The 16,074-nt window shown below is 71.2% G+C and carries 15 protein-coding genes; 3 read left to right on the top strand and 12 right to left on the bottom strand.

What is annotated here, in order from left to right:
- Nucleotides 1-20: 20 nt before the first annotated feature.
- The 3 genes from ACWPQI_RS03720 to ACWPQI_RS03710 form a co-directional block, all read right to left on the bottom strand.
- Complete coding sequence (locus tag ACWPQI_RS03720; RefSeq protein ID WP_010594430.1) at nucleotides 21-821, bottom strand: alpha/beta fold hydrolase; 801 nt, start codon at nucleotides 819-821, stop codon at nucleotides 21-23.
- Nucleotides 822-930: 109 nt separating this feature from the next.
- Entirely contained in the window at nucleotides 931-2,697 is a 1,767-nt protein-coding gene (locus tag ACWPQI_RS03715; RefSeq protein WP_474738646.1) for an ABC transporter ATP-binding protein, read from the bottom strand.
- A complete protein-coding gene (locus ACWPQI_RS03710) occupies nucleotides 2,694-4,421 on the bottom strand; it encodes an ABC transporter transmembrane domain-containing protein (protein ID WP_432374601.1) in 1,728 nt (575 codons plus the stop codon). The genes ACWPQI_RS03715 and ACWPQI_RS03710 overlap by 4 nt, the downstream gene beginning before the upstream one ends.
- Before the next feature lie 157 nt (nucleotides 4,422-4,578).
- Here ACWPQI_RS03710 and ACWPQI_RS03705 point away from each other — a divergent pair, with 157 nt between their 5' ends.
- The 3 genes from ACWPQI_RS03705 to ACWPQI_RS03695 are packed head-to-tail and all read left to right on the top strand — an operon-like array spanning nucleotide 4,579 to nucleotide 6,812.
- On the top strand, nucleotides 4,579-4,752 hold the full coding sequence (locus ACWPQI_RS03705; RefSeq protein WP_003939603.1) for a hypothetical protein: 174 nt from the start codon (nucleotides 4,579-4,581) through the stop codon (nucleotides 4,750-4,752).
- 48 nt (nucleotides 4,753-4,800) lie between these two features.
- On the top strand, nucleotides 4,801-6,291 hold the full coding sequence (locus tag ACWPQI_RS03700; protein ID WP_017680996.1) for an alpha,alpha-trehalose-phosphate synthase (UDP-forming): 1,491 nt from the start codon (nucleotides 4,801-4,803) through the stop codon (nucleotides 6,289-6,291).
- A complete protein-coding gene (locus tag ACWPQI_RS03695; RefSeq protein WP_010594435.1) occupies nucleotides 6,288-6,812 on the top strand; it encodes a response regulator in 525 nt (174 codons plus the stop codon). The genes ACWPQI_RS03700 and ACWPQI_RS03695 overlap by 4 nt, the downstream gene beginning before the upstream one ends.
- 4 nt (nucleotides 6,813-6,816) lie before the next feature.
- Here ACWPQI_RS03695 and ACWPQI_RS03690 read toward each other — a convergent pair whose 3' ends face one another.
- Genes ACWPQI_RS03690 through ACWPQI_RS03650 form a run of 9 tightly spaced genes read right to left on the bottom strand, consistent with a single transcriptional unit; the run spans nucleotide 6,817 to nucleotide 16,057 of the window.
- Nucleotides 6,817-7,395 carry a twin-arginine translocation pathway signal gene (locus tag ACWPQI_RS03690; RefSeq protein ID WP_474738645.1) on the bottom strand — a complete coding sequence of 193 codons (579 nt, stop codon included), beginning with the start codon at nucleotides 7,393-7,395 and terminating at the stop codon, nucleotides 6,817-6,819.
- Nucleotides 7,392-7,925, bottom strand: a complete 534-nt coding sequence (locus tag ACWPQI_RS03685) for a hypothetical protein (RefSeq protein ID WP_010594437.1) — start codon at nucleotides 7,923-7,925, stop codon at nucleotides 7,392-7,394. The genes ACWPQI_RS03690 and ACWPQI_RS03685 overlap by 4 nt, the downstream gene beginning before the upstream one ends.
- Nucleotides 7,925-9,340: an MCE family protein gene (locus tag ACWPQI_RS03680; protein ID WP_302069517.1), complete on the bottom strand. Its 1,416-nt coding sequence runs from the start codon at nucleotides 9,338-9,340 to the stop codon at nucleotides 7,925-7,927. The genes ACWPQI_RS03685 and ACWPQI_RS03680 overlap by 1 nt, the downstream gene beginning before the upstream one ends.
- Nucleotides 9,337-10,572 (bottom strand): MCE family protein, encoded by a 1,236-nt coding sequence (locus ACWPQI_RS03675; RefSeq protein WP_017680995.1) that lies wholly within the window; start codon nucleotides 10,570-10,572, stop codon nucleotides 9,337-9,339. The genes ACWPQI_RS03680 and ACWPQI_RS03675 overlap by 4 nt, the downstream gene beginning before the upstream one ends.
- Entirely contained in the window at nucleotides 10,569-11,897 is a 1,329-nt protein-coding gene (locus tag ACWPQI_RS03670; protein ID WP_010594440.1) for an MCE family protein, read from the bottom strand. Before ACWPQI_RS03670 ends, ACWPQI_RS03675 begins: the two co-directional genes overlap by 4 nt.
- Complete coding sequence (locus tag ACWPQI_RS03665) at nucleotides 11,894-12,952, bottom strand: MCE family protein (RefSeq protein WP_010594441.1); 1,059 nt, start codon at nucleotides 12,950-12,952, stop codon at nucleotides 11,894-11,896. The genes ACWPQI_RS03670 and ACWPQI_RS03665 overlap by 4 nt, the downstream gene beginning before the upstream one ends.
- A complete protein-coding gene (locus ACWPQI_RS03660) occupies nucleotides 12,949-13,968 on the bottom strand; it encodes an MCE family protein (protein WP_010594442.1) in 1,020 nt (339 codons plus the stop codon). Before ACWPQI_RS03660 ends, ACWPQI_RS03665 begins: the two co-directional genes overlap by 4 nt.
- 57 nt (nucleotides 13,969-14,025) lie before the next feature.
- Nucleotides 14,026-15,204 carry an MCE family protein gene (locus ACWPQI_RS03655; protein ID WP_010594443.1) on the bottom strand — a complete coding sequence of 393 codons (1,179 nt, stop codon included), beginning with the start codon at nucleotides 15,202-15,204 and terminating at the stop codon, nucleotides 14,026-14,028.
- 4 nt (nucleotides 15,205-15,208) lie between these two features.
- Nucleotides 15,209-16,057 (bottom strand): MlaE family ABC transporter permease, encoded by an 849-nt coding sequence (locus ACWPQI_RS03650; protein ID WP_010594444.1) that lies wholly within the window; start codon nucleotides 16,055-16,057, stop codon nucleotides 15,209-15,211.
- Between the last annotated feature and the right edge of the window lie 17 nt (nucleotides 16,058-16,074).

The raw sequence follows: 16,074 nt of genomic DNA, 5'->3' as shown, positions 1-16,074 counted from the left end.
CGGCTCGCCCCGGGCGGCGATCAGCTCGCCAGGAACTCCAGCAGCACCTTGTTCACGGCCTCCGGCTGCTCGAGGTAGCCGTAGTGCCCGGCGTCCGGGATCTCCTGGTAGCTCGCGCCGGGAATGGCGTCGGCCACCTCCCGCGACAGGTACGCCGGAATCATCCGGTCGTCGGCGAAACCGACGGCCAGGCACGGCACCCGCACCGCCCGGTAGGCGGCGCGACGGTCGAACTCACGGTCCATTCCCAGCTGCGCCCGCACGCCGGGCGACGTCTTGCCGCCGGTGAACTCGAACACGTCGAGCCAGTCCCGCGCGGTGTGCGGGTCGGCCAGCGACGCCGGCGACAGGTTCATCACGGCCGTGACCGCCGCCCGGTACTTCGCGGGCAGTTCGACGCCGCTGTCGTACAGCTGACGCTCGCCCTCGGTGAGGGTGACCTGGAACTGGTCCATGCGGGCGTGCCCGGCCAGGAACACCGCCTTGCGCACCAGGTCCGGGCGGGCCAGCGACAGCTCCTGCGCGACGCGCGCCCCCATGGAGGTGCCCACGACGTACGCGGGACCGCCGAGCAGCTCGATCAGGCCGGCGGTGTCGGCCACCAGGTCGTCGATGGTCATGCCGCCGAGGCTCTCCCCCGACGGCGCGATGCCGCGGTTGTCGAAGGTGGCGACGCGGTAGCCGGCCTGGACCAGCGCGGGAACCTGGTGCAGGTCCCAGACCCGGCCGGGGCTGCCCGTCCCCATGATCAGCACGACGAGGTCGCCGGTCCCCTTGACCTGGTAGTTCAGCGGGATGCCGTTGATTGTCGCGATGGGCATGAAAACCTTCCTGAGGTGGGTGGCGCGGGTGCGGCCGCACGGCAGCACGGGCACAACGGACCGATCCACACTACCCTGCACCGCAGGTCGCGACCCTGGCAGCACATCCTCAGGCGCCGCCCTGCCACGCGCGCCACAGCCGCGCGTAGCGGCCTCCGGCGGCGACGAGCGCCGCGTGCGGCCCCTCCTCGACGACCCGGCCCGCCTCGAGCACGACGACCCGGTCCGCGGCCGCGGCCTGCGTCAGCCGATGCGCCACGACCAGCGCGGTGCGTCCTCGCGTCACGACCGCCGCGGCGGCTTCGAGGGCCCGCGCGCCCGCGCTGCCGGCCTCCGCCGTCGCCTCGTCGAGCACCACCACCTGCGGATCGGCGATCAGCACCCGCGCCAGCGCGAGCTGCTGGGCTTGGGCCGCGGTCACGGGATGGCCGCCCTCACCGACGACCGTGTACACGCCGTCGTCGAGGGCGCGGACCCACTCGCCCGCGCCGACGGCGTCGAGCGCGGCCGCGACCTCGTCCACGGTGGCGTCGGGCCTGGCCAGGCGCACGTCGTCGAGCAGGGGGCCGCCGAACACGTGCACCTCCTGGCTGACGACGACGACGTAGCGGCGCAGCCGGGCACCGAGTTCGCCGAGCGCCCGGCCACCGAGACGGACCTCCCCCGAGGTGGGCGTGACGACCCCGGCGGCGGCAGCGGCGACCGTCGACTTCCCGGCGCCGGTCGAGCCGACCAACGCCACCGTCTCCCCCGGCGCGACCTTCAGGTCCACGCCGTGCAGGACCTCGGGGCCGTGCCCGTACCGGTGCCGCACCCCGGTCAGCTCCAGCGCCGGCGGACCGCAGCGCGGCTCGTCGGGCGGACCGTCGTCCGGGGTCGGCGCCGCCGGGAGGTCGGCGACGCCCACGAGCCGGGCCAGGCTCGCGCCCGCCGACTGGACGTCGTCGAAGGTGAACAGCAGCAGCCCGAGGGGCGAGAACAGGCGGTGGAACAGCAGTGCCGCCGCGGTGGCCTCGCCGACGGTCACCGCGTCCGCCCGGATCAGGACGAACCCGGCGACGAGAAGCGCCGCGAGACCGACGAATTCGGCCCGGTTGGCCCGGCCCGCGAATCGGGTGAACAGGCCGAACACGCCGACGGTGAGGTCGCGCGCGCGGGCCGAGGCGGCATCGATGCCGGACAGGTGGGTCGTGTCGAGGCCGTAGGCACGGACCGTGCGCACCCCGTGCATGCTGCTGACGAGTGCCTGCGACCGTGCGCCCATCGCGACCCGCTCCGCGGCGTACAGCGGAGCCGAGCGGGGCAGGTACCAGCGCAGGGCGAGCGCGTACATCGGCAGCGCGACGAGGCCGGCGAGACCGAGCCGCCAGTCGATTCCGACCATCGCCGCGACGCTGACCACCACCAGCATCAGTGCCGCCACCAGCTGCGGCACCACCGAGCCGAGTGCCTTCGCCAGCACCGCGACGTCGTCGCCGACGCGGGAGAGGACGTCGCCGTGCCCGGCGCGTTCGACGGTCTCGGTGGGCAGGGTCAGCACCCGCGCCAGCACCGTCTCGCGCAGCCGGGCCAGCACCGTCTCGCCGAGACGCGCAACCAGGTGCAGGCCGGCCCCCTCGAGCACGCCGCCGACGACCGCCGCCGCCGCGATCAGCGCGACGACCCATCCGAGGATGGACATCGGGGCCTGCTCGCGCACCCGGTCGACGAGGACACCGAGGACGCGCACCGGCACCACCGCGGCGATCGCCGCCCCGACGGACACCGTCACCGTCAGCGCGACCCGCCCCGGCGCGTCGCGCAGCTGCGCTCCCAGCCAGCGCCACGACCGTCCCGCAGAGGCGATCGGCAGCAGCTCGGACTCGTTGCTCGTCATCGCAGCACCGCCGCTCGGTAGGTGGGGTCGGTGGCGGACAGTTCGGCGTGGGTGCCGGACGCGACGATCTCGCCGTCGTCGACCACCACCACGCGGTCGGCGGCGGCGAGCAGCGCGGGGCTCGAGGTGATGACGACGGTCGTGTGCTCGTCGCCGTCGTGCCGCAGGCGCGCGATCCCCTCCGCGACGGCCTGCTCGGTAACCGCATCGACCGCGGTGGTCGGCTCGTGCAGCACGAGCACGGGAGCGCGCCGCGCCAGCGCCCGGGCCAGCGCCACGCGCTGCCGCTGTCCGCCGGACAGGCTGCTGCCGCGGTCGACGATCCGCTGGTCGAGGCCGTCGGGGTGGGTGTCGGCGAGCTGGCCGGCGGCGGACGCGCCGAGCACCTCCGAGGGGATGCCGTCGGAGGGTCGGCTCATGCCGGCGGCGATGTTGTCGGCGAGCGTTCCCGCGAACAGGTCGCTGTGGTGGGGTTCCGCGAGAACGGTCCGGCGTCCGGCGACGGGGTCGAGCGCATCGAGCGGCACTCCCCCGACGGTCAGCTCGCCGCGGACGTCCTCCGGCGGCACCTGGCCGGACAGCACGTCGGCGAGCGCCTCCGCGTCCTGCGACCGGTGGGCGAGGACACCGAGCAGTTCCCCCGGCGCGACGGTCAGGTCGATCCTGCGCAGCGACCGGTAGCCGAGCCCGCGCAGCTCGAGGCTGCCGTCCGCCGGGGTCCCGGTTCCGGCGGGCAGCAGCGACGGCGCGTGCAGCACGAGCGAGAGCCGGTCGGCGGAGGCGCGGGAGGCGGCCCACGACGACGGCAGGGCGGCGAGCGTCCCGAGCGGTTCGACGACGAACTGGGCCAGGCCCACGACGGTGATGAGTTCGCCGACCGAGATGCGGCCCGACAGCGCGGCCCAGCCCGCGACGCCCGCGACCGCGACGGACAGCAGCGCGCTCACCGCCGACGAGGTGCCGGTGTAGACGCCGAGGGCGCGGGTCGCGCGCAGTGTCGAGGCGAGCGCGTCCGCGCTGGCGTCCCGGTACCGGTGGGCGGCGGCCGGTTCGGCACCGATGCCGCGCAGCGGCCGCAGTCCCGTGACGAGGTCCGTCGCCAGACCCGATGCCCGCGCCACCGCCTCCTGCTGTGCGGTCATCCGCCGGGTCAGCAGCGGGGTGGCACGGTCGAGCGCGACGAGGATCGCGGGTGTGCCCAGCAGTACCAGCAGACCGAGCGGGACGTCGACGAGCAGCAGCGCGATCGCGGCCCCGACCACCGCGGTGACGGCCGCGGCGGTGGCGGGCACCACGTGCAGGATCTGCGCGGCCCGCCCGGCGTCGGTGGTCGCCACCGCCAGGAGTTCCCCGGTGCGCAGGGAGGTGCGCACCCCGCGCGGATCGAGGATCCGGCGGGCCACGGCGACCCGCAGCCGGTGCGACTCCGCCTCGATCGCCGCGACGAGCCGGCGCGCACCGAGACGCCACGAGTAGGTGAGCACGACGAACAACGCGGCGAGGCCCGCGAGGGCGACGACCAGCATCGACACGTCGCCGTCGGTGACCGGCCCGTCGATGATCACCCCGATCGCGACGGGCACGAGGGTCTCCATCACCTGGTGCAGCGAGACCAGCGGGGTGCCGACTGCCAGCGCGATCCGCTGGTTCACGATGGTGCGCCGCAACAGCCCCGGACCTGGCTTCTTCCCGTCGCCGGCCCCGCGGTCGTCGTCACCGCTCATGCGTTCCACCACACGAAACTCTCCGTTCCACGTCACCACCCCGAGAAGTGAGTCAACCCTAACTTGCAGCGCGGGTGGCGTCGGAAGCGCCGGTTCTCATAGAGTCGCACTACGAATGACCTGCTCGAACGGAGCAGCAAGCCCGGGAGGAACAACCATGGCCGCGGACGCCACCACCGAGAACGACATTCCGGACGAGGAACTCGAACCCGTCGCGGACGAGACCGCCCGCCAGGCGCAGCGTGTCGTCGCTGCCTACGCGGAGGATGCGGACGAGTGCCGCATGCTGCTGTCCATGCTCGGCATCGGGCCGAACCCGAAGATGGACTGACCGGACACCGCCGGACAGGGACAGTCGGACAAGGACAGGGAGCGCCACGTGGTTGCAGCTGAGGAGTCGACGCAGGCGGGTGGTTCGGACTTCGTCGTCGTCGCGAACCGCCTGCCCGTCGACCTCGAGCGTCTTGCGGACGGCTCGACCCGGTGGAAGCGCAGCCCGGGTGGCCTCGTCACCGCGCTCGAGCCGATCCTGCGCAGCAACCGCGGAGCGTGGGTCGGCTGGGCCGGTGTCGCCGACGCCGAACTCGACCCGATCGTCCAGGACGACCTCGAGCTGTATCCGGTCCCGCTGAGCGCGCAGGAGATCGCCGACTACTACGAGGGCTTCTCCAACGCGACACTGTGGCCGCTGTACCACGACGTGATCGTCCGGCCGGAGTACCGGCGCGAGTGGTGGAACACCTACGTCGAGGTCAACCGCCGGTTCGCGGAGGAGACCGCGAAGGCCGCGGCCGAGGGCGCGACGGTGTGGGTGCAGGACTACCAGCTGCAGCTGGTGCCGAAGATGCTGCGGATGCTGCGCCCGGACCTGACCATCGGCTTCTTCCTGCACATTCCGTTCCCGCCGGTGGAACTGTTCATGCAGATGCCGTGGCGGACCGAGATCGTCGAGGGTCTGCTCGGCGCCGACCTGATCGGCTTCCACCTGCCCGGCGGTGCCCAGAACTTCCTGTACCTGGCGCGCCGGCTGGCCGGCCATCAGACCTCCCGCGGCACCGTGGGCGTGCGCTCGAAGCTCGGGGTGGTGCAGGTCGGGTTCCGGGCGGTGCGCGTCGGGGCGTTCCCCATCTCGATCGACTCCGGGCAGCTCGACGAGCAGGCCCGCCGCAAGTCGATCCGCGACCGCGCCAAGCAGATCCGCAAGGAACTCGGCAATCCGAGGCACATCATGCTCGGCGTCGACCGGCTCGACTACACCAAGGGCATCGACGTCCGCCTCGACGCGCTGCTCGAGCTGATCGCCGAGGGGCGCGTGGATCCGGCCGACACGGTGATGGTGCAGCTCGCCACCCCGAGCCGGGAACGCGTCGAGTCGTACGTGCAGATGCGCGGCGCCATCGAGCAGACGGTCAGCCGGATCAACGGCGAGTACGCCGAGGTGGGCCGGCCCGTGGTGCACTACATCCACCGGCCCATTCCACGGGACGAGCTGATCGCGTTCTTCGTCGCGGCCGACGTCATGCTGGTGACGCCGCTGCGTGACGGCATGAACCTCGTCGCCAAGGAGTACGTGGCGTGTCGCAGCGACCTCGGCGGCGCCCTCGTGCTGAGCGAATTCACCGGGGCCGCAGCAGAACTGCGCCAGGCCTTCCTGTGCAATCCGCACGACCTCGAGGACGTCAAGGACAAGATGGAAGCGGCGCTGACCCAGCCGCGCGAGGACGGCCGGCGGCACATGCGGGCACTGCGCCGGCAGGTCCTCGCCCACGACGTGGACCGGTGGGCCCGGTCCTTCCTCGACGCCCTCGCCCATCAGGGCGCGGCAGGTCCGGCGCTGATCGCGCCGGCGGAGGTCGGCGAGCCCGAGTGACGAGCACACCCGACCGCGAGGACTACGGTTCCCGGCCCTCGCCCGAGCGCATCGGGGCTGCGGCGGCCGGCGTCCCCGCGCCGCGCACGACCACCGGTTCCCTCGACGTGCTCCTCGTCGAGGACGACGCCGGGGACGAACTGATCATTCGGGAGTCGTTCGAGGCCAACGAGATCGGCAGCACACTGCACGTGGTGCGGGACGGCGCGGAGGCCCTCGACTTCCTGTACCGGCGCGGGATGCACGCCGACGCCGCGCGGCCGGCGCTGGTGCTGCTCGATCTGAACCTGCCGAAGTACGACGGGTGGCAGGTGCTCGAGGCGGTCAAGGCCGATCCCGACCTGGCGTCCATCCCGGTCGTCGTGCTGACGACGTCCACCGCCGAGGAGGACGTCGTGCGCAGTTACCGGCTGCGGGCCAATGCCTACGTCTCCAAATCGGTGGACTTCGACCGGTTCGTCGCCACCGTGCGGCAGATCGACCGGTTCTTCGTGCACATGGTGCGCCTGCCCGGTCGCTGATCCCTCACACCGGCGTCAGGCGGCTCACCAGCCACCGGCCGTCGTGCTTCTCGAGTTCGACGCGCACACGGCTGCCGCTGCTGACCGCTTCGGGATTGACGGAACTGGTGGTGATCTGGTTGAGGAACAGCAGGGTCACCGCCCGGTCGGCCTCGGCCGACACGACCGACGACGCCTGCACGCTCACCTGAACGGTGATCGACTTCTCCTTCGCGCCGGGCGCGATGACGTTCGTCATCAGGCTGGTGTACTCGTCCCGGAAGTCGCCGGTGAGCCCGTCGGAGGCCGCGGCGACCTGCTCGTCGACCCTGGCGTGGTCGTACGCGAGCATCGCGACGGCCTGCTCCTCGGCCGCCTGCAGGGCCTCGGTCCGAGCCGCCTCGGCACCGTCGCGCTCGACCTTGTCGTACACGCCGAACCCGACGAGGCCGGCGAGCACGATCGCCGCGGCGGTGAGGGCCGCGAGCAGCACTCTCCGCCGACCGCCCGCGGAGCCGGGCGGTGCCGTCGCGTCCTCCGCGGCGCCCACGCGCGTGGTGTCGTCGGTCTGCGTCACGGCGTCGTCCTTCGAATTCTCGGTCACGGTACGAAGTCCACCTTCGACGCGAGCAGGCGGCCGTCCTCGTCGCAGATCGTCACCCGCAGCCGGAAGTCGCGCGGTTCGGGTTCGGTCTGTTCCGCGTTGGACACCATCGACCGGGCGGCCACGAGCGAGGTCATGCAGGCGCCGTCCTCGGCTTGGATGCCGGCCTCGATCACCTCGCCGGTGGTGTCGACGTTCGCCTTGGTCACCACGTCGACGAAAGGCCCCTCGCGGCCTTCGAATTCGGCCTTGAAGTCGCCGGTCGCCCCGTCGAGCAGGCGCTGCACGTCCGCGGCCGCGCTCTGCGGGTGGATGGTGGTCAGGTTCAGCACGGTCTGCCGCGCGGCCTGCAGGTACGCCGCCCGCCGGGCGTCGTGGTCGCGGTCGGCTCTCGCGTCGAGCCACAGCCATACCCCGGCGCCCGCCAGGGCGAGGACGATCACGGCCGCGAGCGCGGGCAGCAGCCGGCCCGTCCGGGCGGGTGCGGTCTCCGGGGTCGTCGTGGTGGCGGAGGTCTGTTCGTCCGCCATCAGCCTTGCTGCGCCTTCATGTACGTCTCCAAACTGGTCTCGGGGCCGGTGTCGACGTTGCGATACACCGTACCGTCGGGACCGATGTACGTCCCCGTCGCCGGGTCGATGCCCCGCGCCGTGACCCCGGCGGGTGCAGCCGGGTTCGTCCCGGTCGCGTGCGATGCGGGGACCGGCACGTCGCCTTCCGACTGCACGGGTGTCGGCGCGCCCCGCCACGGGTTGTCGAGGTACTCGGGCTGATACCCGTTGCGGCACGCCTCCGGCGTGGGCCCGCGCCGGCCCGGGAACTCCATGCACGGCAGGTTCCGCGCACCGCGCACGGCGTTCGGATCCGACTGCGGGAGCTTGCAGTACACCTCGCCGGGGGTGTCCACCATGGTGGTGTCCGCGGGGCTGCGCCACTGCTCGGGTGGCAGGAAGCCGGACAGGCACGGCGGCGGATCGTGCAGCTGCAGGTGGAAGTCGACGACCGCGCCGTCCTCGGCCGGTCCGCTGCCGGCGGCGGTGATCAGGGCGGTGGTCATCGGCGGGTACAGCACCAGGATCTGTTCGATGCCGGCGTTGTAGATCACGCCCACCTCCCCGACGCTGACCATGTTGGCCAGCAGGAGCGGCAGCGTCGGCCGCAGGTCCTGCAGCAGCTGTTCGGCCTCGGCCGCGGCGCCCGGCCCCTTCGCGAGCACCGCCCGCAGGTCGGTGTCGGCGGCCCGCAGCCCGTCGGTGAACGTCAGCATGTCCCGGGTCCAGGACCGGATCGCGTCGCTGGTGACGACCTGGGTGTCGAGCAGCGGACCGAGTTGATCGAGCAGTGCCTTGGTCTGCTCGCTGCCCGCGCTCGCCTCCTGCACGAACAGACGGGTCGAATCGATCAGCCGCTGCAGGTCCGGTCCCGAACCGTTGAACGCGTCGAACGACTCGTCGACGACAGTGCGCAGCCGCGTGTCGCTGATGCTGGCGAGCAGGACGTCGGCCTGGTCGAGCAGCGCGCCCACCTCCTGCGGCACCGACGTGCGGTCGGCGGGGATCACGTCGCCGTCCGCCAGGTACTTCCCACTCGAACCGTTCTGCGGCGGAACGAAGTCCACGTACTGCTCGCCGACGGCGGACACGCTGCGCACCGCCGCGTCGACGTCGGCGGGGATCGCGCGGTCGCTGTCGATCGACAGGACGGCCTCCACGCCGGTGGGCGAGAGCTGCACCTTGTCGACCACCCCGACCGTGTTGCCGCGGTAGGTGACGTTCGCGTGCGGGTAGAGCCCGCCGGTGGAGGACAGCTCCACGATCACCGTGTACCGGCCGACTCCGAACAGCTGCGGGAGCTTGACGTACTGCAGCGACATCACCAGCAGCCCGACCACCGTGAGCACCGCGAAGATCACGAGCTGGATCCGGACGAACTTCGACAGCATCATGGCGCCGGCACCCCCAGCGGGGGCAGCCCCGGAATGGTGATCTCCCCCAGGCCGGGCACCGACAGGGTCGCGGCCGGGCCCGGTGCGGGTTGTGCGGCCGGCTGCTCGAGCGGGGCCTGGAACGGGTCCGCGGACTGGGCCGCCAGCCCGGCGTCCTGCCCGAGGATGCCTTCCGGTCCGGCGAGACGCCCGGCGAGCGGGGTGCCGGTGAGGAAGTTCAGGTCCAGCCGTTCGAGGGTGAGGTCGATGGTCATGGCGAGGTTCGCGTAGTCGCCCCGGATGACCTGGTCGATGCCGGCCTGCGGGAACGGATAGGTCAGCAGCACGCCGAGCACCTCGGTCAGGGCGTTGCCGGAGTCGGCGAGCGCCCGCAGCGTCGGAGCGAGCGCCTGCAGGTTGGTGTGCAGGTCCTCGCCGCTGTTCTCGACGAGCCGGCTGGCCACGGTGCTCATCTCGCCGAGCGAGGTGAGCGCGATGGTCAGGTCCTGGCGCTGGTCGGCGAGCACGGTCAGCGCGGCCGGCATCTCGTCGAGCGCCCGGACGAGGGTGGCGTTCTGCGCGTCGACCGTCCACGCGAGCCGGTCGATGCCCTCCATCGCGGCGATGATGTCGCCCCGCTGCCGGTCGAGGGTGCCGACGAGTTCGTCGAGCCGCGGCAGCAGGTTCCGGATCGAGTCCTCCCGTCCGTACAGCGCCGCGTTCAGCTCGGTGGTGATGTCGTTGATCTGTGCGAGTCCACCGCCGTTGAGGACCACCGACAGCGACGACAGCGTCTGCTCGGTGGTCGGGTACACCCCGGCCCGCTCGAGCGGAATGAGGTCGCCGTCCTCGAGCCGGCCCTGCGGCGGCTCGTCCGTAGGCGACGCCAGTTCGAGATGCTGCGAGCCGAGCAGGCTGGTCTGCCCGATCCTCGCCGTCGCGTTCGCCGGGAGTGCCACCTCACCGTCGAGGGCGACGGTCACGAGGGCGTGCCAGTCCTCGACCTCGATCCTGGTGACGCTGCCGACCTGGACGTCGTCGACCCGCACCGGCGAATTCTGGGTCAGGGTGGTCACGTTCGGCATCTGGATCCGCACCTGGTAGGCGTCCTCGCCGTGCCCGGCGGTGCCGGGGAGGGGAAGGGAGTTCAGCCCCTCCCACTCGCATCCGGTCGAGGTCAGCGCCGCCGCGACCAGCATCGCGGCGACGGCACCGCGCCGCGTCGGGCGGGAGTGCCGGATTCGGGTGCTCATCGTCCTCCTCCCGGCTGCAGCAGCGCACCGAGGTCGGGGGGAACCGTCACGGTGGGCAGGCCGGGCAGCGGCCCGGCCGGCGGCACGGCGTCCGCGGGTGCGGTGCCCCGCCCCGCGGCCGCGGCTTCCGCCTCGAGACCCGGCTCGGTGTACTGGATCTGGTCGGGGAACGCCTCCACCGCGGCGATGGGGTTGGTCATGACCGGCAGGTAGTTCATCGCCAGCGACTGGAGCACCGGTCCGAGCTGCTGGCGGCACAGTTCCGCGCTGCGGTCGGAGGTGGCGTTCGCGGCCGCGGCCACGGACCCGCACATGAACTCGACGGGATTGGCGAGGTTGCTGATCGCCAGCGCACCGGTGAGCGAGCCCTGTGCGGGCTTGTAGATGTCGTAGAAGTTCGACAGCGCCGTCGGTCCGGAGTGCAGGACCCGTTCGATCTCGGGTCGCTTGCGGGCGAGGACTTCGGTGGCGTCGGCGAGGCGCTGCACCGACTCGGTCAGCGCGGCCCGGTGGTCCTGCACGAACCGCTGCACGTCACCGACCGCGAGGTCGAGGTCCGCGAGCGAGGTGCCGAGCTGATCCGAGCTCTCGGCGAGGACGTCCGAGACCGACGCGAGCCGGCCGCCGAGCTGCACGATCTGCTCGTTGCTGGTCGAGAGCACCGCCACGAACGCCTGCAGGTTCCGGACGGTGCCGAACAGGTCGGTGCGCCCCTCCGACAGGGTGTGCATCGTGTCGGACAGTTCGCGCAGGGTGGCGCGGATGGTCAGGCCGTTGCCGTCGAGGTTCTCGGCGGCCGTGTCGATGAAACGCCCGAGCGAGCCCTGCGGATCGAGACCCTGAGGGCCGAGGGCTTCCGACAGACGCATCAGTTCCGTCTTGATCTGGTCCCATTCCACCGGCGAGGCGGTGCGCTCGAGCGGGATCGTCGCGTCGTCGGCGAGCTGCGGGCCCCCCGAGTACACCGGGGTCAGCTGGACGAAGCGCGCGGACACGAGGCTCTGCGCGATGATCACCGCCTTGGCGTCGGCCGGGATGTCGACGGAGTCGTCGACCTGCATCTGCACGCGCACCAGGTCGTCGCCCGGCTCGATGCGGGTGATCCTGCCGACGCTCACGCCCAGCACCCGCACGTCGTCGCCCTCGTACAGGCCGCTCGTGGAGACGAATTCGGCGTTGATCGTGCGCTTGCCCCAGCCGGGCAGCACCACGGCGAACGCGACGAGGGCCAGGGCCACCACTGCGACACCGGCGATCACCGGCAGCAGCAGGCGGCGGCGCTTCCCGGGCCGGTCCTCCGGGGCTTGGAGGGTATCGGTGCTCATTCGCCATCCTTCGTGATCGACGGCGGGTCCTTCGGGATGATGTCCTGCAGGTCCTGCTCCAGCAGTTCGGGGGCGACCATGCTGTCGACCAGTGCCTTCCACCACGGCGCGGGCAGGACGTTCGACACGTACGCGTTGAAGAACGGGCCGCTCGCGACGGACTCGCCGAGCGCGCTGATGTACGGGCCGAGCCCGTCGAGGGCGCCGGCGATGTTCTCCTTGTTCGCCTGCAGGTTGGCGGTCACCGCGTTGAGCTTGTCCAGGGTGGGACCCATCTGCGCCTGGTTCTCCTGCACCAGGGCGGAGAGCTGCCTCGAGACCGCGGAGATGTTCGCGATCAGCTCGGTGATCGCGTCGCGCCGCAGGCTCAGCTCCCCGAAGAGGGCGTTGGCGTCCACCACGAGCGCGTTGATCCGGTCGCTGCGTTCGGCGAGGATGCCGGTCACCGATTCGGCGCGGGCCAGCAGATCCTCGAGCGACTCGTCGCGTGCGTTGACGGACTGGGACAGCCTGGTCATGCCCTCGAGCGCCCCCCGCAGCTCGGGCGGGGTGTCCTGCAGCGAATCCGACAGCGCATCGAGCGAGTCGTCGATCTGCTCGGTGTCGAGCTCGGACACCGTGGTCGTGAGGTCGCCGAGGGCGTCGGTGAGCGAGTACGGCGAGTCGGTGCGCGTCGACGGGATCGGCTCGCGCGGGTCGAGCGTCCCCGAACCGTACGGTTGCACGGCGAGCGACTTGCGGCCGAGCACGGTATTCGTCTTGATGTCGGCTCCGGTGTCCTCGCCGAGCGCGATGCCGTCGCGGACGGTGAAGGCGACGAGCACCTGCCGGTCGTCGAGGCGGACGTCGGTGACCTCGCCGACGTCGACGCCGGCGAGGGTGACGGTGTCGCCGGGTACGAGACCGCCGGCGTCGACGAAGTACGCCGAGTAGGTCAGGCCCCCGGAGAGGAACTGCAGCTGGTCGTACTGCAGGCCCGCGAGCACCGTCGCGGCGGCGACGGACAGGCCGACGATGCCGACCTGCACGGGATTGCGTTCACGGATCGGACTCATTCGATCTTCGCGCACCTTCCGGTCGTCTGCTCGGCCGACGTGAAACGGATGGTGGTCCCGTCCGGTCCCGAGAATTTGAACGTGTTGGCACACAGGAAGAATTGGAAGAAGTTGCCGTACACCCCCACCCGGATGAGCTTCTTGTAGTCGTTCGGCAGCCGCTCGAGCGTCCGGTTGATGTCGTCGCGCCCGAGGTCGAGCTGGGTCATGGTGCGGTTGGTCTCGGCGATCACCGACTGCAGGTCCGGCCGGTTGTTCTGCAGCAGCGACGCGAGATCGCCGGTGCCGGCCGCGATCCGCGGGATGGCGGTGCCGATCGGGTCGCGGTCCTGCGCGAGCCCGCTCACCAGGGTCTGCAACCGGTCGACGGTCTCGGTGAACTGCTGGTCGTTCTCGTCGATGGTGGCGAGGACCGCGTTGAGATTGTCGATGACGTCGCCGATCAGCCGGTCCCGGTCGGCGAGGGAGTTCGTGAAGGAGTTCGTGTTGCCCAGCAGCGACACCAGGGTGCCGCCCTGGCCCTGGAAGACCTGGAGCAGCGCGCCGGACAGGTCGTTGACCTGCTGCGGGTCGAGGCCCTGCAGCAGCGGCTTGAATCCGCCGAGCAGCAGGTCGAGGTCGAGCGCGGGTTCCGTCTGCGACACCGGGATCGTGCCGCCGGCCGGCAGCGTCTCCCCGGTCCCCGGTCCCTCGAGCAGTTCGAGATAGCGGTCGCCCACGAGGTTCTCGTACCGCACCGTGGCCTTGGTGCTCGCCAGCAGCGTGTGCTCGGCGTCGACGTCGAACGACACCTCGGCCTGGTTGTCGCGCCCGACGTCGACGCTGTCGACCGATCCGACGGGCACCCCGGCGATACGGACCTTGTCACCGGCCTGCAGTCCGGACACGTCGGTGAACGTCGCGTGATAGGTCTGCGTGCCGGTGAACCGCACCTGGCTGAACACGATCGCCAGCACCGCGAAGATCAGCACCATCACGACGGTGAACGCGAGGAACTTGACCGTGGTGGCCCTCACCGGATCACCCCGCCTTCCCGCGCCGCCCGGTCCGTCCGCATCTGCGCCTGCGGCATCTCACTCGCCTCCCGGGATCATGTCGCCGAACAGGAAACCGAAGATCGTCGGGTACCGCACCCACGTCTCGGTGTTCGGGTGGAACGGCACGGGATGGGTGTCGGCGACGACGAAGGGCGCGTGGCCGTCGCGCTTGGGATCGAAGTCGGGCAGCCCGTGGCAGTTCGGCCCGCCCGAAGCTCCCACCACCGGCAGGTCCTGCTCGTGGTCGTACATGGTGGCGCCGCCCAGGAAGTTCGTGCTCAGCATCAGCGCCGGGTACTTGCCGGTGCCGGCCATGGGTTCGAACGCGATGCGCGCGTCGTTGAGCCCGACGAGGAAGCACGGCAGCTCGGGCGAGTACTCCGCGAGCAGCGTCGTGGTCTCCGTCAGCAGATCCAGCGCCGAGGTCAGTTGGGCCTCGTTCTCGCCGAGGACGTCGCGCCCGGTGTTCGCCAGACCGGTGACGTTCATCAGCATCAGGTCCAGGTTGGCCTGCTCGTCGACCACGGTGTTGCCGATCGAGGTGGCGTTGTCGAGCAGGTTCATCACGTCGGGGGCGACGTCGGCGTACAGGTTGGTGACGTCGGCCGCCACGGCGAGGTCGTACTGCAGTTGCGGCAGCGAGGGATTCATCGTCGCGAGGTAGTCCTCGGCCTCGACGAGGGTGGCGCCGAGGGTGTCGCCCCGACCGTCCAGGGCCTCGGAGATCGCCCCGAGCGTGGCGTTGAGCTTCTCCGGCTGGATCTGCGCGAGCACGTCGGACAGGTGCTGGAAGACGGTGTTGAACTCGACGGTGACGTTCTCGGCCGCGATGATCGCGCCCTCCTGGAGCGGAACCGGCGACGGGTCGTCCGGCACGAGCAGGTTGACGAACTTCGCCCCGAACACGGTGGTGGACTCGATGGCCACCCGCACGTTGGACGGCACCAGGTGCAGCTGACCGGGATCCATCGCGAGCTGCAGCAGCGCACCGTCGGGAGTGTGCTCGACGGACCGGACCCGGCCCACCTCGACACCGCGCAGCTTGACCTTCGCGTCGGGTTCCATCACCAGGCCGGACCGTGCGGAGGTGACCGTGACCGGGGTGGTGGCGGTGAAGGCACCGGCGAACATCAGCAGCGCCAGCACGACGGCGACGGTGAGGCCGCCGACGAGCCCGAGGGCCGCGAGTTTCTTCTTCCAGGAGGGTGTGTCCATGCGCCTATCCCGACAGGTTGAAGTTGCCGGTCGCCCCGTACACCGCGAGCGAGATGAGCAGGGTCACGGTCACCACCGCGATCAGGGAGGCGCGCACCGCGTTGCCGACGGCGACGCCGACGCCGACCGGGCCGCCACCGGCATTGAATCCGTAGTAGGTGTGGATCAGCATGACGGCTATCGCCATGACGATGGCCTGCACGAACGACCACAGGATGTCGGTGGGGATCAGGAACGTGTCGAAGTAGTGGTCGTACACGCCCGCGGACTGGCCGTAGAGCACGACGGTGGCGAAGCGGCTGGCGACGAACGAGGCGATCACGGCCAGCGAGTACAGCGGGACGATCGCGATCATGCCCGCCATCACGCGGGTGCTCACGAGATACGGGATCGACGGGATCGCCATGACTTCGAGCGCGTCGATCTCCTCCGAAACCCGCATGGCGCCGAGCTGGGCGGTCGAGCCGGCGCCGATGGTGGCGGCCAGGCCGATGCCCGCGATGGTGGGCGCCGCGATGCGGACGTTGATGAAGGCGGCGAAGAAGCCCGTGAGGGCCTCGACGCCGATGTTGCCGAGGGAGCTGAAGCCCTGCACGGCAATGATCCCGCCGGTGAACAGGGTCAGGAAGCCGACGATGACGACCGTTCCGCCGATCACGGCGAGCGCCCCGGTGCCCATGCTGATCTCGGCGATCAGCCGGACCGTCTCCTTCGGGTAGTGCATCAGCGCACGCGGGGCGTAGCCGAGCGCCTTGCCGAAGAAGAGCGCCTGGTCACCGAGCCGGTCCACGGAGTCGGAGGCCCGGGCGATGCGGCGCCGCGCGCGGGGGAAGCGCCAGGAGATCACTGCCATCTACATCACCGCCGTGC

The sequence above is a fragment of the Rhodococcus sp. LMD genome, from assembly GCF_056108245.1.
The sequence above is the reverse complement of the archived record's forward strand: the minus strand, read 5'-3'. Positions and strand labels throughout refer to the sequence as shown.

Coding starts and splice junctions, on each gene's coding strand:
- ACWPQI_RS03720 (WP_010594430.1), bottom strand. CDS start 821: ATGCCCATCGCGACAATCAACGGCATCCCGCTGAACTACCAGGTCAAG.
- ACWPQI_RS03715 (WP_474738646.1), bottom strand. CDS start 2,697: ATGACGAGCAACGAGTCCGAGCTGCTGCCGATCGCCTCTGCGGGACGG.
- ACWPQI_RS03710 (WP_432374601.1), bottom strand. CDS start 4,421: ATGAGCGGTGACGACGACCGCGGGGCCGGCGACGGGAAGAAGCCAGGT.
- ACWPQI_RS03705 (WP_003939603.1), top strand. CDS start 4,579: ATGGCCGCGGACGCCACCACCGAGAACGACATTCCGGACGAGGAACTC.
- ACWPQI_RS03685 (WP_010594437.1), bottom strand. CDS start 7,925: ATGGCGGACGAACAGACCTCCGCCACCACGACGACCCCGGAGACCGCA.
- ACWPQI_RS03680 (WP_302069517.1), bottom strand. CDS start 9,340: ATGATGCTGTCGAAGTTCGTCCGGATCCAGCTCGTGATCTTCGCGGTG.
- ACWPQI_RS03675 (WP_017680995.1), bottom strand. CDS start 10,572: ATGAGCACCCGAATCCGGCACTCCCGCCCGACGCGGCGCGGTGCCGTC.
- ACWPQI_RS03670 (WP_010594440.1), bottom strand. CDS start 11,897: ATGAGCACCGATACCCTCCAAGCCCCGGAGGACCGGCCCGGGAAGCGC.
- ACWPQI_RS03665 (WP_010594441.1), bottom strand. CDS start 12,952: ATGAGTCCGATCCGTGAACGCAATCCCGTGCAGGTCGGCATCGTCGGC.
- ACWPQI_RS03655 (WP_010594443.1), bottom strand. CDS start 15,204: ATGGACACACCCTCCTGGAAGAAGAAACTCGCGGCCCTCGGGCTCGTC.
- ACWPQI_RS03650 (WP_010594444.1), bottom strand. CDS start 16,057: ATGGCAGTGATCTCCTGGCGCTTCCCCCGCGCGCGGCGCCGCATCGCC.